Source organism: Noviherbaspirillum soli, assembly GCF_015352955.1.
GTDB classification, from domain to species: Bacteria; Pseudomonadota; Gammaproteobacteria; order Burkholderiales; family Burkholderiaceae_D; genus Noviherbaspirillum_A; species Noviherbaspirillum_A soli.
Genome location: NZ_JACYOX010000004.1, coordinates 121,103 through 140,287, shown reverse-complemented (window position 1 = coordinate 140,287; position 19,185 = coordinate 121,103). Strand labels below are relative to the sequence as shown.

Annotated in this window: 20 protein-coding genes and 1 pseudogene; 6 read left to right on the top strand and 15 right to left on the bottom strand. The window is 51.9% G+C overall.

The window, feature by feature from the left end:
* Positions 1 to 16: 16 nt before the first annotated feature.
* Together IGW04_RS06135 and IGW04_RS06130 are read right to left on the bottom strand one after the other, a co-directional pair.
* Positions 17 to 1,447, bottom strand: coding sequence for an efflux RND transporter periplasmic adaptor subunit (locus IGW04_RS06135; protein ID WP_194712163.1), 1,431 nt, complete (start codon positions 1,445 to 1,447; stop codon positions 17 to 19).
* Positions 1,447 to 1,689, bottom strand: a complete 243-nt coding sequence (locus IGW04_RS06130; protein ID WP_194712162.1) for a hypothetical protein — start codon at positions 1,687 to 1,689, stop codon at positions 1,447 to 1,449. The genes IGW04_RS06135 and IGW04_RS06130 overlap by 1 nt, the downstream gene beginning before the upstream one ends.
* A 47-nt stretch (positions 1,690 to 1,736) precedes the next feature.
* Between IGW04_RS06130 and IGW04_RS06125 the strand changes: the two genes are divergently transcribed.
* Positions 1,737 to 2,270 carry a DUF3617 domain-containing protein gene (locus IGW04_RS06125; protein ID WP_228526891.1) on the top strand — a complete coding sequence of 178 codons (534 nt, stop codon included), beginning with the start codon at positions 1,737 to 1,739 and terminating at the stop codon, positions 2,268 to 2,270.
* A gap of 18 nt (positions 2,271 to 2,288) precedes the next feature.
* Here IGW04_RS06125 and IGW04_RS06120 read toward each other — a convergent pair.
* Positions 2,289 to 2,735, bottom strand: a pseudogene (locus IGW04_RS06120) (band-7 C-terminal domain-containing protein); the annotation flags it as partial.
* A gap of 681 nt (positions 2,736 to 3,416) precedes the next feature.
* Here IGW04_RS06120 and IGW04_RS06115 point away from each other — a divergent pair.
* Positions 3,417 to 3,707, top strand: a complete 291-nt coding sequence (locus tag IGW04_RS06115) for an H-NS histone family protein (protein WP_194712161.1) — start codon at positions 3,417 to 3,419, stop codon at positions 3,705 to 3,707.
* A 161-nt stretch (positions 3,708 to 3,868) separates the two neighbouring features.
* Here the strand turns inward: IGW04_RS06115 and IGW04_RS06110 are convergent, their stop codons facing one another.
* The 5 genes from IGW04_RS06110 to IGW04_RS06090 form a co-directional block, all read right to left on the bottom strand.
* Positions 3,869 to 4,381, bottom strand: coding sequence for a hypothetical protein (locus IGW04_RS06110; protein WP_194712160.1), 513 nt, complete (start codon positions 4,379 to 4,381; stop codon positions 3,869 to 3,871).
* A gap of 73 nt (positions 4,382 to 4,454) precedes the next feature.
* Positions 4,455 to 5,387 (bottom strand): TIR domain-containing protein, encoded by a 933-nt coding sequence (locus tag IGW04_RS06105; RefSeq protein ID WP_194712159.1) that lies wholly within the window; start codon positions 5,385 to 5,387, stop codon positions 4,455 to 4,457.
* Positions 5,388 to 5,439: 52 nt separating this feature from the next.
* Complete coding sequence (locus tag IGW04_RS06100; RefSeq protein WP_194712158.1) at positions 5,440 to 5,955, bottom strand: Mov34/MPN/PAD-1 family protein; 516 nt, start codon at positions 5,953 to 5,955, stop codon at positions 5,440 to 5,442.
* The gene (locus tag IGW04_RS06095; RefSeq protein WP_194712157.1) at positions 5,952 to 7,655 is read right to left on the bottom strand and encodes a ThiF family adenylyltransferase; all 1,704 of its coding nucleotides are present in this window, start codon (positions 7,653 to 7,655) and stop codon (positions 5,952 to 5,954) included. Before IGW04_RS06095 ends, IGW04_RS06100 begins: the two co-directional genes overlap by 4 nt.
* On the bottom strand, positions 7,652 to 9,274 hold the full coding sequence (locus IGW04_RS06090) for an adenylate/guanylate cyclase domain-containing protein (RefSeq protein ID WP_323744819.1): 1,623 nt from the start codon (positions 9,272 to 9,274) through the stop codon (positions 7,652 to 7,654). Before IGW04_RS06090 ends, IGW04_RS06095 begins: the two co-directional genes overlap by 4 nt.
* Before the next feature lie 247 nt (positions 9,275 to 9,521).
* Between IGW04_RS06090 and IGW04_RS06085 the strand changes: the two genes are divergently transcribed.
* The 3 genes from IGW04_RS06085 to IGW04_RS06075 all read left to right on the top strand — a co-directional run bounded on the left by IGW04_RS06085 (position 9,522) and on the right by IGW04_RS06075 (position 10,809).
* Positions 9,522 to 9,806 (top strand): hypothetical protein, encoded by a 285-nt coding sequence (locus IGW04_RS06085; protein ID WP_194712156.1) that lies wholly within the window; start codon positions 9,522 to 9,524, stop codon positions 9,804 to 9,806.
* A gap of 9 nt (positions 9,807 to 9,815) precedes the next feature.
* Positions 9,816 to 10,433: a hypothetical protein gene (locus tag IGW04_RS06080; RefSeq protein ID WP_194712155.1), complete on the top strand. Its 618-nt coding sequence runs from the start codon at positions 9,816 to 9,818 to the stop codon at positions 10,431 to 10,433.
* A 151-nt stretch (positions 10,434 to 10,584) separates the two neighbouring features.
* The gene (locus IGW04_RS06075; protein ID WP_194712154.1) at positions 10,585 to 10,809 is read left to right on the top strand and encodes a hypothetical protein; all 225 of its coding nucleotides are present in this window, start codon (positions 10,585 to 10,587) and stop codon (positions 10,807 to 10,809) included.
* A gap of 329 nt (positions 10,810 to 11,138) precedes the next feature.
* On the opposite strand, the gene IGW04_RS06070 is transcribed toward IGW04_RS06075, so the two are convergent.
* From IGW04_RS06070 to IGW04_RS06040, 7 genes are all read right to left on the bottom strand, one after another.
* Positions 11,139 to 11,483 (bottom strand): MerR family transcriptional regulator, encoded by a 345-nt coding sequence (locus IGW04_RS06070; protein ID WP_194712153.1) that lies wholly within the window; start codon positions 11,481 to 11,483, stop codon positions 11,139 to 11,141.
* Between the two features lie 24 nt (positions 11,484 to 11,507).
* The gene (locus IGW04_RS06065; RefSeq protein ID WP_194712152.1) at positions 11,508 to 11,864 is read right to left on the bottom strand and encodes a copper-binding protein; all 357 of its coding nucleotides are present in this window, start codon (positions 11,862 to 11,864) and stop codon (positions 11,508 to 11,510) included.
* Positions 11,865 to 11,887: 23 nt separating this feature from the next.
* Positions 11,888 to 12,394, bottom strand: coding sequence for a cupredoxin domain-containing protein (locus tag IGW04_RS06060; RefSeq protein WP_194712151.1), 507 nt, complete (start codon positions 12,392 to 12,394; stop codon positions 11,888 to 11,890).
* A 61-nt stretch (positions 12,395 to 12,455) separates the two neighbouring features.
* On the bottom strand, positions 12,456 to 13,844 hold the full coding sequence (locus tag IGW04_RS06055; protein ID WP_194712227.1) for a multicopper oxidase family protein: 1,389 nt from the start codon (positions 13,842 to 13,844) through the stop codon (positions 12,456 to 12,458).
* Between the two features lie 29 nt (positions 13,845 to 13,873).
* The gene (locus tag IGW04_RS06050) at positions 13,874 to 15,283 is read right to left on the bottom strand and encodes a TolC family protein (protein ID WP_194712150.1); all 1,410 of its coding nucleotides are present in this window, start codon (positions 15,281 to 15,283) and stop codon (positions 13,874 to 13,876) included.
* Positions 15,280 to 15,711 carry a hypothetical protein gene (locus IGW04_RS06045; protein WP_194712149.1) on the bottom strand — a complete coding sequence of 144 codons (432 nt, stop codon included), beginning with the start codon at positions 15,709 to 15,711 and terminating at the stop codon, positions 15,280 to 15,282. Before IGW04_RS06045 ends, IGW04_RS06050 begins: the two co-directional genes overlap by 4 nt.
* A gap of 116 nt (positions 15,712 to 15,827) precedes the next feature.
* Complete coding sequence (locus IGW04_RS06040; protein WP_194712148.1) at positions 15,828 to 16,283, bottom strand: hypothetical protein; 456 nt, start codon at positions 16,281 to 16,283, stop codon at positions 15,828 to 15,830.
* 395 nt (positions 16,284 to 16,678) lie between these two features.
* Here IGW04_RS06040 and IGW04_RS06035 point away from each other — a divergent pair, with 395 nt between their 5' ends.
* The gene (locus tag IGW04_RS06035) at positions 16,679 to 19,180 is read left to right on the top strand and encodes a heavy metal translocating P-type ATPase (protein ID WP_194712147.1); all 2,502 of its coding nucleotides are present in this window, start codon (positions 16,679 to 16,681) and stop codon (positions 19,178 to 19,180) included.
* The last annotated feature ends 5 nt before the right edge of the window (positions 19,181 to 19,185 follow it).

Sequence of the window (19,185 nt, the reverse complement as noted above, 5' to 3'; positions counted from 1 at the left end):
GTCCTCGAAGCGGGCATCAGCGCGGCGTGGCTGGCGCAGTGGCTGCTGGCGCTGCGCCGGGCACGGACGAATTCGCGCGGTTCGCCGGGCCTGTGCTTTCCGCCGGCGCTGCCGGCCGCGCGCCTTCAGGGGCCGCCACGGCCGGTGCGCCTTCCGGCGCCCCGGCGCTACCGGCGCCACGCCGGCGCTCGCCCTGACGACGTCCGCCGCCACCTGCCCCCGCACCCGGCCGCTCGCCCGGCAGCGACACCTTGTCGCCATCCTTCAGCCGGTCGGCGCCTTCGGTGATGACCCGCTCGCCCGCTTCCAGGCCGCTGACGATCTGCACCCGGTCCGCCGTGGCCTGGCCGCGCTGCACCTTGCGCTGCGCGACCGTGCGCTCCTTCTGGTTCAGCACGTAGACATAGTCGCCGTTGCTGCTGTGGCGCAGCGCATTGACCGGCACCACGATCGCGCCGGAGATGGTGCGCAGCATCATCTTCACATTCACGAACTGGCTGGGAAACAGCGCGCCATCCTGGTTGTCGAAACGGGCCTTGGCGCGCACCGTGCCGGTCTGGGTGTCGACCTGGTTGTCGAGCGCGCGGAAGCGGCCTTCGCCCAGCACCGTCGCGCGGCTGCGGTCGAGCGCGCTGACCTGCATCGCGCCGGCCTGGCGCAAGCCTTCCTGCACTTCGGGCACACGGTCCTGGGGAATGGCGAACTGCACATCGATCGGCGAGACCTGGGTGATGACGGCGATGCCATTGGCATCGTTGGGCCCGATCACATTGCCCACGTCCACGCTGCGCAGGCCGACCCGGCCGCTGATCGGGGCCACCACCTTGCTGTAGCCGAGATTGAGCTTGGCGGTGCCTTCGGCGGCGCGGTCGGCCAGCACCGTGCCTTCGAGCTGACGCACCAGCGCGGCCTGGGTATCGACGTCCTGGCGCGCAATCGAGTCCTGCGCCAGCAGCGTGCGGTAACGCTGCAGCGTCAGCTTCGCATTCTCCAGCTGCGCCTCGTCGCGCTGGCGCTGGCCGGTGGCCTGCATCAGCGCCATCTCGAACTGGCTGGGATCGATCACGGCCATCACCTGACCCGCTTTCACCAGCTGGCCTTCGGTGAACAGGATCTCGCGAAACACGCCCGATACCTGCGGCCGCACGGTGACGGTGGCGGCCGACGTCACCGTGCCGATCGCTTCCAGCGTTACCGGCAGGTCGACCCGCTCGGCCGTTCCGAAGCCAACCGTGGTGGTGGGCGCGCCGCGCCCTCCTGGGCCACCCGGCCCGCCGGCGCCGCCGGGCCCGCCTTCCGGCTTGGGACGGGTCAGATGCCAGACCAGCCAGCCAAGCGCAAGCAGGGCCGCGATGGCGATCACGGTGCCGAGCAGGCGGCCGCGGGTCTTGCGTGGAATGGTTGAGTTGGTTGTGCCGGAAGGCGTGTCGTTGACGCGTGAATCCATTAACTGTCCTTGGTATGCGGCGCCCTGGCTGCGGCGAGCGGATCAGATACTAGCATGGTGATGTATCGGGTTTGTATCGCCTGTTCAACATGCCGGCACATGCGCGCCCCTGCCAATGCGGCCAGCGAAAAGCCGGAACTTGCATCGCCGGCGCGCCTCTCAAAACGGTGGCGCGCCACTTCCCTGGCGTGCATGGCCAGGGCGGATAATCGCCCGCAGGCGTCGGGCTCATTGCCCGCCATGCCACGCCCATTCCCATTCACCAGTCATCAAGCAGCAGGAGCCAAACTTGTTTCGCATTCCATCCATGATCGTCAGCACGCTATTGATTGCCGCCACGGCGCAGGCCGCGCCACCGGGAGACGTCGCTCCCCGCCCCGGGCTGTGGGAAGTCAGCGCCACCTCCGCCCTGCTGGGGCTGGTGCCGCAGATTCCGGCCGACCAGATGGCAAGGCTGCGCGGACTGGCGCGCCAGCACGGCTTCGACATGCCGAAGATAGAAAACGGCGCGGCCAGTTCGCGCATCTGCATCACGCCTGACATGGCGGCGCAGAACACCATGCCCGATCTGTATCAGCAGCAGTCGGGCTGCACCAGCCGCAACGCGGTGCGCGACGGCGCGCGCTATGCAATGGATGTGCGCTGCGACGGACCGCGGGTGCGTGGCACAGGCCGCGCCGAAGGCATGCTGGAAAGCTCCGAGCGCTTCAGCGGCACGTCCAGCTTCGACGGCACGGTCGACGGCGCACCGGTAAGGGAACAGGCCCAGACCAGCGGCCGCTGGATCGCGGCCAGCTGCAACGGCCTGCCGCCGCCGCGCTGAGCGGCGTCAGCGTCAGCGTCAGATCTTCGGCTGCGACTTCACCACCTGCAGCGCGCTGGCGATCATGCTGCTCATGTTGCCCAGGTCGCCGGGCACGATCAGCGTGTTGTTGGTCTTGGCCAGCTTGGCGAAGGCATCCACATACTGCTCGGCGACTTTCAGGCTGACCGCGTCCTGGCCGCCCGGTTCGCGGATCGCCGCGCCGGTCTGGCGCAGGGCTTCGGCGGTGGCATTGGCGATGGCCACGATGGCTGCCGCCTCGCCTTCGGCACGATTGATGGCGGCCTGCTTGTCACCCTCTGAACGGGCAATCGCCGCCTCGCGCTCGCCGGTGGCGATATTGATCTGTTCCTGCTTGCGGCCTTCCGATGCCGCGATCAGGGCCCGCTTCTCCCGTTCGGCCGTGATCTGCGCCTGCATCGCATGCAGGATCTCCTTCGGCGGCGTGAGGTCCTTGATCTCGTAGTTATGGCTTGTAAGTGTATCGTACTGTGCGAACGAACGAAATAATCTCTTTATATTCAAAAAGTTAGATGGCACTATAGGATAGAAGCAACCAAAGCATTTTGATAATCATAGAAATCGTTGCATACGATTACACTACTGTGGACAACCTGAAAATTTTCTTTAGAACCAGCGAAAAAAGCAGCTTAGAACATTCCAATTTGCAATATTGTTTCCAGGAAAACCATTCCTGGTCTTATTGTTTTCGAAACCAGTCACTGTTTCGTGATCAATAACTAAATTGTAGGCCGAGTAAAAACTTATCCCTTTAGCTACCGTTTTCACAAAACAAGAAGGCCTGCCTGCATGAAATGCACTATAGCTGACGGGGCATTGCCTATATCGGCATTTATGAAGTTCCCCGCCATGGTTCACTTTAGTAACCTATGTGTCGGATGCTCAACGTATCCTATGTACACGCCAATTACCTTTAGTCCGAAGTTACAGGATTTTTTTAGCAGTGTAGTGGCCATGACATCTCATTGTTTTTATGCATTTTTCATTTGCGTTGATGATCCCAATTTAGAAGCGCTTATAAATCCATAGCAGTGAGATGGTTGTATATAGTCTATTTATGGGATAAGCTTAACAAACATTGCTACATTGAAAATGTTGTTTTGTGACCACAATAGGAGAATCACTATGGCTACATACAAAGAACTACAAGAAGAAATTGCGAACCTTCGAAAACAAGCTGAAGAAGTTCGTACAAATGAAATTAACTCCGTGATCGCCGATATCAAAGAGAAAATGGAAATGTACGGTATAACGGTTGACGACCTTGCGTCTTCAAAAGCATTCAAAAAGGCAAAGAACAAGTCTCAGGCATCTGCAAAGTATTCAGATCCTGAAACAGGGGCCACTTGGTCTGGCCGAGGACGACAACCAAAATGGCTGACTGGGAAAAACAAAGAGCAGTATCTGGCTCAATAGCGCTTTGTTATAGAACTGCAAATAGCTCCACACGCCCGAATGCAGGGCGCTTTACACGACTGCCGGGCGAGAACACTGCAAATGCGAAACACAGGGATCAAGAAGTTTTTTCGCAAACTTTTTATCTAGCGCTCATTCAAAAATTATGGCTTGGGGCACCATCAATAAATCATTTTTATTACTAAAGAAGTTCCACCAAATGCCACAGCTAATATTGTGACGACGATAGAGCGAAATACTAGTCGCTCCTTTTTTCGTATCACGATTGATATTGCGAAATGCTGCTCTAATGCCTCCTGAGCAAAGTCAGCAGAGTCCATATTTGCCGAGTCTGCCTCTAACTGTGCAAAGTTGCATGGACCATACTCATCAGCGACATAACCATAAAAGCTGACAGGTTTGTATTTTGATGTCCAGCGCACTCTTTTACCACTCAGTACGGACACACCGCCGCGTGGAGATATAACCGCAACTGCGGACACTAACCCAAGCAGCGACAAAATTGTTGCAATTATACCAAAGCCCTTCACCGGTCCGACTTGTTCGAATATCTTTACGCCTGCCGATAAGAAAGCAAGCATCGCTCCATTTAAGGCCGATATGAATGCAGCTTTTGCGTCCATTACCGCCGTCCACCTGCGACTAATATCGGCAAACGCCGTGTAGGTTTTCATGCGATCGCCGATATCCATTTGATGCACTTTCAACTCATATAACGCAATACACTTTTAGCTCCAGACGATTTGGCTACTTCGCCTCAGCTAGCGAGGCCCTAACACCAAGTTTCTGAATAAGGGCAGAAATTTTGTCTATCGTGGGACCGAGTGCAACCGCCAAATCCGATCCCTCTTTCGAGACTGTGTAGTCAATTGGTGTTAGCCCCTTAAAGTCGGATGGCAATTTTATGTCCTCTCCACGTGGGACTAGAAGAAGAGTACGAGCCCTTCCCAGTCTTGACATAAAAAATCCAAGCTCAAAGATTACATTGTCCCGAGGCGTGACCTGACTTTTTCCTCGGGAAGATAAGAGGTCATCAGGTTGGGCTAAAGCAATCCCGAAATCCGCCAAATTGACTTGCTCTTCGAGCGATTCCAAAGGATATGCACCGGTTGAGAAAATCATATCGTCGCTCCATAAGATTACGTCAGCGTCATCGTGTTCTAGACCGATCCGGATAGCCTTAGCGACTTTTAGTGCCTCGGCTGAGCAAATAATGAATACGCGGGGCCGTTTGTTCACCCGATTGACAAAACGGTTACGCTGTTCAAGTCGGCCTGATAGCTCAATTGCAAGAAGGTGCCAGATATCTGGATACTGTTTTCCTACGTCACCAAGGGCGCTATGCGCAATTTTCCAAGCCACGGTTGTGTCTACTGCTTCAATAGTGGCAGCCCTACAAATTTGCGAGTTGATAGCGGACATCTCGCCTACGGTGACGTTCGCCTCACGTGGATAGAGACGCACACCATTCACGATCACTTGTGTTTTTCCAGCAAGCAGGAAGTACATATGCCGATCGGTTCCACCTTGTTCGATAAGACGTTCACCAGGCGCGTACTCAATCAGTTCCCCAGTCGCTGCGATGGCTTCCGCAATGTCTAAACGGCCAAATATAATTTTCTGGCGTGCCAAAGCCTCAACCAAATCATCTTTTCTTTCAAATCTTGATTTCAATGACATTTTTACCTCGGTGATTTGTCTGTAGCCAATTACTTATGAGCAGCACATCAATTTAGACGCCTTCATCTCTGCCAGTTCTAATTTCCGTGATTACAGTTTTATTATGGCAATGCTGCACAAGGACATTTTGAACAGAGCCATCGCGCATATATGCGGACGCATGCAGTTGCAATTTGCTTCGGCTGTCAAGCCTAACTATTATCAGGATTACAAATGGGCCACTTTGTGTGGGATCTTTTGCAATAGCTGCCATTTGGGATAGGTCCGTTCCACTAGGTATTGCAGGAAACGATGGATGAGAATGCCACTCTCCCAAATAGTTGTATCTTTGATAGTCGTGTCCGGTTTTATCAAAAAATGTTTTTAGAAATTTCTGGTGAGTTTTCGGGGTACGATTGAAGCATACGCTTGTACCACCGTTTTTTTGTACCGAAAAATCTACAATTTCAAACACATTATTCGCAATATGCTCACCGGCTAAAACGCCACCAATTTCCTGGTGCCGAGCATCGCGCAGTGCTGCCTCGAACTTTTCTAAAGCGCTTTTTGCAATGGTAAGGACGATCACTTTTTATTTTCCAACAACGCAAGCAGAGTGCTGAAAGCCTGCTGGTCTTCGTGCGCAGCGACAGGCGGCTTTTCCGCACTAGCTGCAGGGGTGTGAAGCTCAATGGGATACACGTCGAATGGCTGGGAGAAAAGCCACTGTGGCGCAAGGCCGATAAAATAAGCGGAGCACGGAAAAATCGACGGCGATCGTTCCAAAAGAAGATCGATCCCGTAACGTGCGAGGTGCGCGGCGATTACCGAAATGTCGGCATCGTCAGCGACAAATACTGTTTCGCCGTTCTGTATTGAATAATCTTTTGGCGCAGTTGGAGTATTGACGCCTTGATCAGCACACCACTGAAGAATCTGGGCTCTTGCCAATTGCGGCTCAGGATCCAGTTTTGGCCTGGAACGAGCGATTAGCCCGCCAAACCCGCCACCAAAAACCTCAGCCCAAATCACAGGTTTATCCTTGCTGACAGCGACAGATGACGCATAGTTGAAGGCCTTGCCATTCGCAGACGTGTCAATAATCAAATCGCAACCACCCAACGCGGACAACGTTCCATCCGCAGTTGAACCTGCCTCTTGACCACCGAGCTTCTGTCGGCGCACGTCAACGGTCGCTTTGGCATTCACCAGGTCGATTCGATGCTTCAACGCGTCTACTTTATGATCTCCAACCGAACGCCAATCGAGATCATTCCGCACCACGTTTTCAGGCGCAAAAATATCGTCATCGACTAGGACGAAATGGCCAACTCCAGAGCGAGCCAACATCGTAGCGACCTTTGTCCCTACTGATCCACATCCGATTACTGCAACCTTTTTCGTTGCCAGGTTTATAAAGTTTTCTGCAAGCCTAGTGCCGGGAGTCGGTGGTACCGATCCAAACTCAAAAACGCTATTTTTCTCATGCATCAGTCGGAATAATCTTTTGCTGGAAGGCGTACAGACTAAAACCAGTTCCAATGAAGTGAGTTTTTCGACGGAGCGCTGTAAAAGTTCTGGAGCAACTTGATCCAAAAAAGATGTTATATCTTCAACACAGATTTTTATGTCTTGATCAAGGCGCACAAGAGAGCCGGAGAAGGTAAAACTGTTTGCACTCAGGACTTCCGGAATACTAGGGTCCTTCCAGAGCGAAGTTTCTCCGTCCAAAAGTTCATTCAGGTAAACCCGCCATTCAGACTTTCCACCAATATCGGTAAACTTGGCCTTTGCCAGCCTTGGTAATGTATGAAGAGCGTCTTCAAAGGCCGTCGTGTAAAAAAATCTGGTTTTTTTATATCTGAGCTTTTGTCCCAGCGTGACGGCATGCTGGTCTGAGACGACCCCTCGTGCTTCAGTGGCGGGCACATAGGCTTCGCCCAAGAGCAGGCGATGGGCGCTTTCCAGCATGTTGGCCCCTGTAATGCTTTGGACCCAATTATCGGATCGGTACTCCAGACAAAGCTCTCCACCGATATATTGGTGACTTGACCACTGCTCTTCGACCTGCGGTATAACCGACGGTGGAGAAAACGGGAAATTTTGGCTGTAGCATAAAGTAACGGGATAGTTGCGCCCCTGGACCGTAATATCTCCATCTGCACATAAACGAAAAGCGTCATCGAACCGCCACTGATGCAGGGAAAACCATTCGTTATCAACATCCAGTGCTGTGACCGCATCCGTCTCGGCGCGGTATCTTGCGACGTTTTGGATAGCCCAAATCATGCAAAACCTGCTGGCTTCGTTGGCCCAGCGGCATATTGCGGGAAACCGACGACAGGCGCTGCCGCTGCTGTACGAATCAAACTTTGAGGTACTGACCGCAACGCTTTGGACGCTTTTGCGTCAGCATCCTGGCTTGCTGCAAGTTCATCAACGGCGACTGCATATGTGAGGTACGCCCGTTTGCGCTTTTCACCAAGTAGTTTCTTCACAGGCTCTGATGCCGCAGCAAAGGCGGTTTTGCCCAGTTCTGTTTCATCACCATCGCAGTTCAACTGCGCATTTTCTGAAGCGAGTACCGCCCTACTCACGCAGCACCGAATCTTCTCCCCCTTGATTCCCAACCTTGTTACAGCGACCGGCCCATATTCCAGCCCAATGGCGATACCAAGTCCATCGACGTTCTTATTGCTATCCGACAATATTTTCAGTGAGAGATCAAAACTGCTGCGGATCGCACCTGCACAGAGAACAGCATTGGTGATAGTTTGCTTGATTTCAGTCTGTGCTGCCGTGCCCTCAACGAGAATGCCATGAACGCAATCGCCGATGAAACGGATTTTCCGGCCGGCGAAGTCACTGGAAAGGACCGCGTCCATTTCACTGCGCAGGACATGGAGAACACGCACAACATCCTTGGCACTGAAGTCATTGTTTATATGATTGGCCACATAGCCGGTAAAACCATCAATGTCTGCGTAAATAGATATAGCATCCTGGCGACGAGAATTTGCCGGCGTCAAAACTTCAAGGTCCAAGTTGCTATACGGCGGGGTGTGTGCAGTGAACTCAAACACGCCGATTGGAGACTCCGCCAGGTCTTTTTTCCAGTCTTTGATGATTTCATCGCACGTAACGTCCAGCGATGCCACTTCTTCGCTATTCCAAATTTGCAGTGGAGTAAGCGCAGTGAGCGCATCATCTTTTACCGTGTCAAAGCCAGCAGTGTCCCGTGCCGTATTCGTTAGGTAGATACCATCAAGCTCATGGCCGGAAGCCAGCTTTGCTGCCAAATTGGCCGCAGGACCAAGAAATAGCGGCTCTCTGTGACCACGACGACCATTGTTGACAGCCAAAGTCACCCCTGAATCGATGCCGATCCTGATTTCGGCTGCCGGGATAGGATCTTCACTTTCTTCGCCGGTATTTTGAAGGACATTGGCAATTAACTTCGCGATGGCCACCGCTTTATGGATTCGTTCAGCTTCATCACCATATGGCTTTACGACCACCGCATGGAGGCGCTGATTATGAAAATCCACGTGAATCGCGCCTACCCGGTTCAGAATGCGGTGTACGGCACGGAAATGAAGATTCAAAAATCGCAAGGTACGCCGGTGACATGTGGGACCCTCCGTGGCGGTCACGCCCAACATGTCATCGACGTTTAAAATTTCCACATAAATATGGACACCGTCTACACGGTATGCACAGTTCCGCCTTAGGTTAGACAGGTCCGTGTCACGCACATATTCTTTGACTTCAACCGAGGCGACTTCTGCAAGCCGTGCCTTGATCCGCTTTTCTGCGGTGTCTTGTCGCCATGTTCGAGCAGCCATATGTGCCTGTTCCTTCCTGTTCGGTTTGGATTTCACTTTTAAGATGACGGTGGTAGCAGACACGACTCTGCCGCCTGCGATGCATGCGAAAGTCATCAAGGTTCATTAATACACAGCATTATAAACCACTATATACAGTATTCAATACCATATTATAATCTACATATAGTGGTTCCATGCCCCAGTGGATAAAGTACCAACTACACTAATAGTGTTGCTCAAATTCAATTTACGAAGCAACAACACTAAAACAGAGAAAGTAAGACACAGCTCACGTTTACGAAGATCTTCGTAAAATGTTAGGTATAATATGGGATATAAAGAAGCAAAGCGAATGGTGCTAAAAGCGTTGCAAGAGGGAAATTACATACACGATGAACGCGACGATATTGACGTCAAGAACAAATTTGCCATGGGCGAAGTTACACAGGCGCAGGTTATCGATTGGATAAAGCGTAGCAACGGGATCAATCATACGAGTAGCCCATTACATGGAGATAATTCTGTAACAGTACATATCATCAAAAGCTGTGGTTGGTACATCAAATTTTATATTCTTGATCCACAAGCTACTTTTATCAGTGTGCACCAATAGGAGAGTTTGATGAAAGTTTTCTACGAAGGCGAAAAGGGACAAGCAGTATGTAGGGATTGTGGGCGCGTCTCAACAACGTTTGGGTATCATAATGTTCCCTTCAGCGATGGAAATGGAACTGCAAAGAACATTTTGGCTGCGACCTGCGATAAATGCGGGCGAGTAGTTGGCATTCCTCCACAATCTACTCCAGCAATAAAGGCTGCACGAGAAAGAGCCTTAGCACCACTTGAGGCAAAGTTGCCTGCGCCGTATCTGGAGGTGTTGGATTTGGCCTGCTACCGTATCGCCCCATCGAACGCACCAGATTTTCGTAAACGTCTTCTTATGTACTATGTAAGGCGTTATAGGAACGACACAAAGGCGGCCGAATTTTTGGGCAATGAACTCAAATCGGCAAAAGCACTGTTTGAGTCTCAGATCAAATCAACCGCTCAAAAACGTTTATCACTCAAAGTTTCAGAGTCGATGTCGCGAGATGTCCAAGACGTTATGAATGTAGCTCATTTATCCAAAACAGATCTTTTTAAATCTATAGTGTTAAAAATTAAAGAAGATATTGTTGAGCCCGATAAGCCGCAAGAGCTTGATCGTTTGCAGGAAATTGCAGCGATTTTAAATTGCTGAATATTAGGTTCTACATTTCCTTATTTTGCGCACAAAAAAGGACGCAGGTTTCGGTATTTTTATGAGTATATGAGACAAAACTAGATTTTCAATCTTTTGGGTATAAAGTTTATTTAGTGACAGCTTGAAGATCACCTACAAGGAGTTGACTATGAATAATAATTCACAGACTAACCACTTTGTCGCAGAGGGTGGCTCGGAACGCGTTGGGGAAGCTGTAGCAGAAAAAGAATTGGCCAAGACACTATTTGAGCGGGCGAAAACTGCGTCGGAAGAAGATAACGCTTTTTGCTTTAGCGGCAACATGACAAAACAGCAAATTCGCGCCAGACTTGACGCATTGGCTCAGCTAGCGGAAACCGACGTACACGCATAACCATATCAACTTCATCTAAAGTCCGGATTAATCCGGACTTTTTATTTTATGGATCTGATAAAAAAATATTTTTGCACCCAAAGTTCATTACGGGGGAGCGAAGTGAAAACTTCGTTTTGGGTTGCCCAAATTTTTAATGCCTTCGTCCTATCGCGCCTACGCCTCATGAGACAGTATGTGCCTTAAGTACCTACTACCAATACGACTACTACTGCAGCCATTCCGAGGAACGGGTATAACTCGGCCGGTATGCCTCTCGCATCAGTTAGGCGCATATGGTCGTTTCCTGAAAAGACGGTAAATTATGAATCACAAAATGCATATGCCCGCTAGCGTTTCAAACTGACAAGATCGTCTCGCAAAACGGTTAAAGCGCCAATTTTTTCATTTATTGAATTCAATGTCGCTTCCAGGTCCCGAACGTCTTCCTTGGTTTGAGCGTCCTGCGAGGAACGAAGCTTTATGAGCTTTTGGATTTCAGGCAACGAAAATCCAAGACTTTTTGCCACCCGTATGAAGCGGATCGCGTCAACTGCCTCATAAGGAAAATGACGAAATCCGCTTGATCCACGAGGGGGCTTTGAAATCAAGCCCTGCCGCTCGTAAAACCGTATCGTCTCTACGTTGACCGACGCTAAACGGGCCAATTGAGAGATTGTCAGGGTTTGAGCCATGATGGAAGCGGCAAGGCTTATTGATTAGTTAGCGGTTTCCAACTTCGTCACAGCCAAGGCACCATCAACCTTCTCAGCCATGAAGTTGATCTTGTCTCCCGCTTTTACCTGCTCCAACATGGAAGCATCCTTGACCCTGAAAACCATGGTCATGCCAGGCATGTCCAGATTGACAAGAGGACCATGCTTGATGGTGATTTTGCCGGCATCCTTATCGACTTTCCTCACTTCACCAGCAGCCAACGATTGTGCATCGCTGCCGGATGTGGATGCTGCCTGCATGTTGCCGTGCGCAGAATGATCCTCCGCCGCACTTGCTACCAGCGGGAATGGGAGAGCGATAGCCAGCAATACTGCTGCGACGTTTGATTTGATTTTCATGATTTATCCTTAGTAAATTTAGATTACTTAACTGCCACTTGGCCTTTCATACCAGCCTCATAGTGGCCTGGCTGAAGGCATGCAAAATCAACCTTCCCGGCCTTGGTGAACTGCCATACGATCTCGCCGGACTTGCCTGGGTCAACGGTGACCGCGTTTTCATCGGCGTGCTCCATTTCCGGCATCTTGCGCATCATCGCCGCGTGTTCCTGAAGCTCAGCAATCGAACCGATTACCATTTCGTGTTTTAGCTTGCCGGAGTTCTTCACAATGAAGCGAACGGTTTCGCCCTGCTTTACCGAAACCGACTCAGGGTTGAATCGCATTGCATCAACCATATCCACCGTGACGGTGCGCGACGCCTTTGCGGCCTCACCGGGTTTACCAGCAGCGGAGTCGTGCCCGCCTTTTTGTCCTTCAGCATGCGCATGGCCACCGTGCCCTTCTTTGTCATGTCCCGGTCCAGCATAGGCTGCGCCAGCAAAAGCCAGCACAGCAAACGAGCACGCTACGAGTAAAGCTGATTTCATATTTATTACCTCTTCATGTTGTTGTAAGTAGATCTACACACGGCGTTTACCGCGCACGACTTCAGTGACCGCTATGGCCATTTCCTTTTCTTACCTGCAGAACCGTTTCACCGGGTTTCGCTGCCGATCGCTTGGTTTCCGGTGCCGAAGGAGCGTCCGGCATAGCTGAAGCATCGCCCTTCCATTCGTAGGCGACCGTTCCCGCTGGATGTTTGTACCAACCTGGGTCCTTATAGTCATTCCGAGCAAGTCCACTTCGCACTTTCACGGTCGTGAACATGCCGCCCATCTCAAGCCCGCCAAATGGGCCGGTACCTGTCATCATCGGCAAGGTGTTATCGGGTAGCGGCATCTCCATTTCTCCCATGGATCCACCACGCTCGCCCATGACCATGTAGTCAGGAACCAGCTTATTAATCTTGCTTAGGACATTTCGCTGATCTACCCCAATCATCGTCGGAACGTCATGTCCCATTGCGTTCATGGTGTGATGAGACTTATGGCAGTGGAATGCCCAATCGCCAAGGTCAGTTGCATCGAATTCAATCGCACGCATTTGACCAACCGCGATATCAGCAGTAACTTCCGGCCAGCGTGATGCTGGAGGCGTCCATCCGCCATCGGTGCCCGTCACAACGAATTCGTGGCCGTGCAGATGAATTGGATGGTTAGTCATCGTGAGATTTCCAACCCGGATGCGGACACGATCATTGAGTCCTACAACCATCGGGTCTATTCCAGGAAATACACGGCTGTTAAACGTCCAAAGATTGAAGTCCAGCATCGTGGCGGTCTTGGGAGTGAAGCTGCCTGGCTCGATATCAAATGCGCTCAAGAGGAAACAAAAGTCGCGGTCCACGCGGTGTTGGCTGATATCTTTCGGGTGCGTTACCCAGAATCCCATCATCCCCATTGCCATTTGCGTCATTTCGTCAGCGTGCGGATGGTACATAAATGTGCCAGGCCGCTTTGCAATGAATTCATAGACAAACGTCTTACCGGGTGGAATACCAGGCTGGTTCAAGCCTGTTACACCGTCCATGCCGTTCGGCAGACGCTGGCCATGCCAATGGACGCTGGTATGTTCGGGGAGTTTGTTGGTGACGAAGATACGTACACGGTCTCCCTCAACAACCTCAATCGTGGGGCCAGGCGACTGGCCGTTGTAGCCCCATAGATTCGCTTTCATTCCCGGCGCGAATTCACGGACGATTGGCTCAGCGACCAAGTGAAACTCTTTCACGCCATTGTTCATCCGCCACGGCAGAGTCCAACCATTTAGCGTTACAACGGGGTTGTAAGGACGACCATTTGGCGGCGCAAGAGGAGCCTGCGTAGTTGCCTTATCCATCAACGGTGCTTCAGGCAAGGAAGCAGCACCGACGCGGCTCACTACGCCAGCGCCAACAAGTGCTGCCCCTGCCCCAAAAAAATCTCTGCGTGAGACCATCTTGTTACTCTCTTTCATTCAAAATTAGTTCAGTCAGCAGTGGCAGCCGTCAATTTGCTCTCGCTCATAGTGGCCCCCTCGACCGAGCGACCGGTTTGGGCCATTTGCAGTGCAGAATCAGAAATCCAAAAATCGCGTAAGGCATCGATCGAGGCATTGACGCTTTGGACCTGCGAGCGCGCATCAGCTAAGAGCGTAAATACGCTGACCAGCATTCCGTTGTAGCGCAGCATTTGTTCATCTGATATCCGCTTCTTGAGCGGAACGACTTCATCTCGGTAGTGCTTTGCAACGTCATAGGAAGTGCGATAGGCGGCATAAGCTGTACGGACTTCAGACTGCGCATCAATAGCTAATGCACTTGCACGGTTGACCGCCTGCATGTACATCGCTTCAGCACGCGCAACACGCGCACCGCCAAAATCGAACACAGGAATGAGCAGTTCGATTTCGTAACCGGTTTCTCGCGGCCCGCCGTCGTTAAAGGAGTTACGCAGGTAACCGACATCAAGTACGTTGACGAACCTTGTTGCCTTGGTAAGGCCCAGAGAATCTGCCAAGCCACTAAGCTCCCGCCGAGCCATCAGCACATCAAGTCGGTTCTGGAGCGCTTGTGCTTCTATATCTACTCCGCTCTTCACCTCTTTAGGCAGGGCCGGCAGCCGATCAGGAAGCTGAAAAACGGCTTGCGGTCCGGTCAGGCCCATCAGGCGTGTAAGCTTCTCGCGTTCAATTACATGCGTCTGTGTTGCGCGGGCAAGGGCAGTCGTGACATCAGCGTAAAACGCCTGCTCCCTGGCCAAATCGAGCCTGCTCCAATTCCCGACTTCGGCCATCTTCCGTGCCAGATCCACACTTGCCTCTGCAGACAGTTTTACCTGCTGCATATACTTGACGGTCTCCTGCGCCGCTATGGCGGAGAAATAGGCCCTCCTAGTGTCATCAGCTACTTGAAGCGCGTCTCCGGCTGCTCGCAGTTGTGCCTGCTCGAAGCGCCGCCGCTCAATACGTGTCGCTATGGGCATCGTTAGAAGACTAACTACGGGCACCATGAGGCGGCGTTCAATTTCTATTTCGTCGCCACGCTTCAATCGACCGAATGAAAAGGCTGGATTCGGTAACCGTCCTGCTTGTACCAAGTCAGCTTCTGCAATACCAAGGTCAGCATATGCTGCTTGCAAATTTTTGTTATTTAAGAGTGCAATAGTTACAGCATTATCAACGGTCAGTTGCTTAGCAAGGAGAGGCCTTATAGTGCTATCGACAGCGCCTTCCGGCGAATTCGGGTTTGGTCGCTGGACCTCTTTCCCGATCCGCTCCTTGGTCAATGTGCTGACCTTCGAGAAACCGCCGTCTTGAGAAAATGAAGCACAACCTCCAAGGAACACTACGGATACTGCCAATGCGATCGGCCTTACGCTCTTACTAAATATTTTCATTGTTTTTCCTTCCCTTGCATGTTGTGCATGCCTTCCATGTCACCGTGATTCATTCCCTTCATATCACCGTGCTTCATCCCGCTCATGCTGCGCATTGCGCTGCCTACTTTGCTCGACGCCGCAGCCGTTGGCGTGGTCGCTGTCGGCTCCTCTTTTTTCATCGTGCTCATGTCGTGGCCTGGCATGCTCGACATATCGTGGCCAGCATGTTCTGACGTCTCTGCAACTTGTTCGTTGGCTTTCTTCCATGAAGTCAGTTCGGGATCCTGATAGCCCCTGTAATCCGAAAACACCGATTGGTACTGAACAGACGTAGCTGTTACTTGTGTAATAGGCAGATCACTTTTCCCGACCTGAGCAAAGGCAGAAAACGACACGGCGGCCAGCCACGCAAAAGCTGCGCAACTCATAACGCGAGTTGAAAACATAATGACTCCAGAAATCGTATTAATTAAGCTGGCAAGATCCGAACGGATAAGCGAGCGTTACATCAAGTGAAACCAGCGGCGCAATTGCGCTGCAAGGACCAGCGTGGACGCTGGACTTAAAGGAGGGAGAACAACGGCGGTCGTTGGGGCGTGCCGGGTATATGGCCAGTGAACTGAGATGGATAGAACGAACCAACTGTCAGCCCTGCCGGCTCAAGCGTTGGCATTTCATTCAAGGGCTCTGGTACTACTGCCATACCAAAACATGAAGCTGCACACTGGCTGCACTTGGCTTTTTTGTCTGCCTTCGCACCAAGAGAATGCCCCATTTCTTCGCCCGTGCCACCAGTGACACTGTCATGATGAAGGGCTGTGGACTGCACTTTCACGTCCTCATGATCCGCCCCAATGTCGAATGCTTCGGCGACCCGTGCATTCGAATGATGCGTTTGATTAAGGGCAGACATCATTTGATTCGACCCGCAGCAAAGCATGGTCGCCGCAGCAAAGCCTTGGACAGGCAGTGCCAGCGCGATGAACCACACTAATGCGTATTTGAGGAATCGAGTCATGTTGCTTAGTATAAATCAGCTTTCCCGGTTAATTTCCGTAATGAAGCAAGTTGCATTGCTTTTTCAATTTTTCCTAGTATAAATCTTTGCGAATGACGGACCATTAACGTTCACATTACAAATTTGTAATGAACTAACCCTGAGAAACCCGCGAGAATAACAATTAGGCAAGGTCAACTGAACAAAGCAACGTAAAGGAACCGATTATGGACGAGCCGAAGAAAAACGTTCGAGACCAAGAGAGCTTGAATGATGATCGAGTCCTTCGCAGCCCCTCCTCGGTAGAAAAGGGAATCGGACATACGGACCACGCTCCCCCATCGGCAAATCCAGCTTCTAGCACTAGTTATTCCCACCATTCGGAGGCACAGTCAGCTAGTCCGAGTACGTCAGTGATGGCGAAAGATCCCGTATGTGGAATGCCCGTTGTTCCCTCACCCGAAAAACAAGCAGATTATCAAGGGCAAACTTATTACTTTTGTAGCGCCCGTTGTTTGTCCCGGTTTCAATCGAGTCCTGCTGCTTATGTTGAAGGCAAACCTGGAGCAGCCGCGCACAAGGGGCATGACCATAACGTTGTGCATTCGAACACAATAGAGAAGCCACATACCGACCCTGTTTGTGGGATGAAGGTGGCTGCGAACCCAACAAGAATGGTCGACCATGAATCTGAACATTACTATTTCTGTAGTGAACGGTGCATGGAAAAATTCCGAGCGAATCCGGCACAATATCTCGCTAATAAGACCGTTGCCGTTTCCGCTGAGCGTCGTCCTGATGTTCGCAAGGTGCTCTATACCTGTCCAATGCATCCCCAGATTCAGCAGGTCGGTCCTGGTACCTGCCCTATATGCGGCATGGCGCTGGAACCAATGGATGCAACGGCTGAAGAGGACACGACCGAACTGGAGGATATGACCAGGCGGTTTTGGATCAGCCTTGCTCTGACCGTGCCGCTGCTTCTCGTAACGATGAGCGAATTTATTCCAGGAGCAAACGTGCCTGGACGTATTGGCGTCGACCGCTATAACTGGCTACAGGCCATACTTGCAACGCCGGTGGTGCTATGGGGTGGATGGCCTTTTTTTGTTCGGGGCTGGGCATCTTTCAAAACATGGAATCTCAACATGTTCAGCTTGATCGCCTTGGGTACCGGCGCTGCGTTCGCATTCAGTGTCTTCGCACTTTTGTTTCCTGCCGCGCTTCCCGAAGCATTCAAGATGCACGGCGTGGTTCCGCTTTACTTCGAGGCAGCCGCCGTTATTGTCACCTTGGTTTTGATGGGCCAAGTTCTTGAACTGCGCGCAAGGTCAAGGACCAACAGTGCAGTCAAGTCGCTACTGGAACTGGCTCCCAACACGGCACTTCGCGTCAGGCCGGATGGGACAGAAGAAGATATCCATCTCGACAAAGTGATATTGGGAGACATTCTGCGGGTGAAACCTGGTGGAAAAATTCCGGTAGACGGTGAGATCACTGACGGCCATTCCAACGTCGATGAGTCCATGATCAGCGGTGAACCAGTGCCAGTTGAGAAGCGACCTAGGGACAAGGTGACGGCCGGCACGGTCAATCAGACTGGCACGTTCCTCATGAAAGCGCAAAAGATAGGCTCGGACACATTGCTTTCTCGCATTATTCAGATGGTCAACGAGGCAGGCCGATCCCGAGCCCCTATACAGAAGCTCGCTGACCAGGTTTCTGGATGGTTTGTACCGGCCGTAATTGCGATCGCCGTAGTCGCGTTCATTGTGTGGGCTGTCTACGGTCCATCGCCGGCACTCGCCCATGGTTTGGTTGCTGCTGTTTCCGTATTGATCATTGCGTGCCCCTGCGCTCTTGGATTGGCGACCCCTATTTCTATCATGGTTGGTGTCGGCAGAGGGGCGACGGAAGGCGTTTTGATCAAAGATGCAGAAGCGCTTGAGCTTATGGAGAAGGTTGACACCTTGGTAGTTGACAAGACTGGTACGCTCACCGAGGGCAAACCAAAGGTTCAAAAAGTTATGCCAACCGCTAATTTCAATGAAACAGAAGTATTGAGTTATGCGGCAAGTTTGGATGCATTGAGTGAACATCCTCTGGCGGTAGCAATCGTGCTCCACGCAAAACAGTTGGCCACCACTATCAAGGCGGTGGAACAATTTGAGTCCGTTACGGGCAAAGGGGTACAGGGCAAAATCGACGGACGACGCGTTCTTCTTGGCAATGCCAAAATGATGGCGGCCGAGGGAATCGATGTGGGTCCAGTCGACACGCAAGTTCAGCAACTGAGGGAATTAGCGCAGACGGTAGTGTTTCTGGGGGTTGACGGCCAGCTTGCCGGACTTGTAAGTGTTGCAGATCCCATCAAGGCGACAACACGCGAAGCGATTGAGCGACTACATCATGCTGGGTTGCGAATCGTTGTCCTCACTGGTGACAATGCGACCACCGCAGCCGCTGTTGCCAAACAGCTTGGGTTGGATGATTTTAAAGCCGATGTGTTGCCAGAAGACAAACTGAACTATTTGAAAGCTCTGCAGCAGGAGGGACGAATTGTTGCAATGGCTGGCGACGGCGTGAATGATGCACCTGCACTGGCCCAAGCGAACGTAGGCATTGCAATGGGCACTGGCACCGATGTGGCTATGAACAGTGCCAGAATTGTGCTTGTGAAGGGTGACCTGCGCGGTATTGCGAACGCGAGGCTGCTCAGCCAGGACACCATGAAAAACATTCGGCAAAACCTGTTTTTTGCCTTTGTTTACAACTTCCTCGGCGTACCGGTTGCAGCCGGGATTTTGTATCCGTGGTTTGGGATACTGCTGAGTCCGATGATCGCTAGCGCTGCCATGGCACTCAGTTCGGTGTCGGTCATCGGGAACGCATTACGTCTCAGGAACCGCGTCGTCTAGTGGTA

What these genes read in the sequence shown, in the direction of transcription:
- IGW04_RS06110 (WP_194712160.1), bottom strand. Translation starts at nt 4,381, where the DNA reads ATGAAAACCTACACGGCGTTTGCCGATATTAGTCGCAGGTGGACGGCG.
- IGW04_RS06080 (WP_194712155.1), top strand. Translation starts at nt 9,816, where the DNA reads ATGAAAGTTTTCTACGAAGGCGAAAAGGGACAAGCAGTATGTAGGGAT.
- IGW04_RS06135 (WP_194712163.1), bottom strand. Translation starts at nt 1,447, where the DNA reads ATGGATTCACGCGTCAACGACACGCCTTCCGGCACAACCAACTCAACC.
- IGW04_RS06130 (WP_194712162.1), bottom strand. Translation starts at nt 1,689, where the DNA reads ATGGCGGGCAATGAGCCCGACGCCTGCGGGCGATTATCCGCCCTGGCC.
- IGW04_RS06070 (WP_194712153.1), bottom strand. Translation starts at nt 11,483, where the DNA reads ATGGCTCAAACCCTGACAATCTCTCAATTGGCCCGTTTAGCGTCGGTC.
- IGW04_RS06060 (WP_194712151.1), bottom strand. Translation starts at nt 12,394, where the DNA reads ATGAAATCAGCTTTACTCGTAGCGTGCTCGTTTGCTGTGCTGGCTTTT.
- IGW04_RS06055 (WP_194712227.1), bottom strand. Translation starts at nt 13,844, where the DNA reads ATGGTCTCACGCAGAGATTTTTTTGGGGCAGGGGCAGCACTTGTTGGC.
- IGW04_RS06095 (WP_194712157.1), bottom strand. Translation starts at nt 7,655, where the DNA reads ATGATTTGGGCTATCCAAAACGTCGCAAGATACCGCGCCGAGACGGAT.
- IGW04_RS06050 (WP_194712150.1), bottom strand. Translation starts at nt 15,283, where the DNA reads ATGAAAATATTTAGTAAGAGCGTAAGGCCGATCGCATTGGCAGTATCC.
- IGW04_RS06045 (WP_194712149.1), bottom strand. Translation starts at nt 15,711, where the DNA reads ATGTTTTCAACTCGCGTTATGAGTTGCGCAGCTTTTGCGTGGCTGGCC.
- IGW04_RS06085 (WP_194712156.1), top strand. Translation starts at nt 9,522, where the DNA reads ATGGGATATAAAGAAGCAAAGCGAATGGTGCTAAAAGCGTTGCAAGAG.
- IGW04_RS06105 (WP_194712159.1), bottom strand. Translation starts at nt 5,387, where the DNA reads ATGTCATTGAAATCAAGATTTGAAAGAAAAGATGATTTGGTTGAGGCT.
- IGW04_RS06035 (WP_194712147.1), top strand. Translation starts at nt 16,679, where the DNA reads ATGGCGAAAGATCCCGTATGTGGAATGCCCGTTGTTCCCTCACCCGAA.
- IGW04_RS06065 (WP_194712152.1), bottom strand. Translation starts at nt 11,864, where the DNA reads ATGAAAATCAAATCAAACGTCGCAGCAGTATTGCTGGCTATCGCTCTC.
- IGW04_RS06040 (WP_194712148.1), bottom strand. Translation starts at nt 16,283, where the DNA reads ATGACTCGATTCCTCAAATACGCATTAGTGTGGTTCATCGCGCTGGCA.
- IGW04_RS06075 (WP_194712154.1), top strand. Translation starts at nt 10,585, where the DNA reads ATGAATAATAATTCACAGACTAACCACTTTGTCGCAGAGGGTGGCTCG.
- IGW04_RS06115 (WP_194712161.1), top strand. Translation starts at nt 3,417, where the DNA reads ATGGCTACATACAAAGAACTACAAGAAGAAATTGCGAACCTTCGAAAA.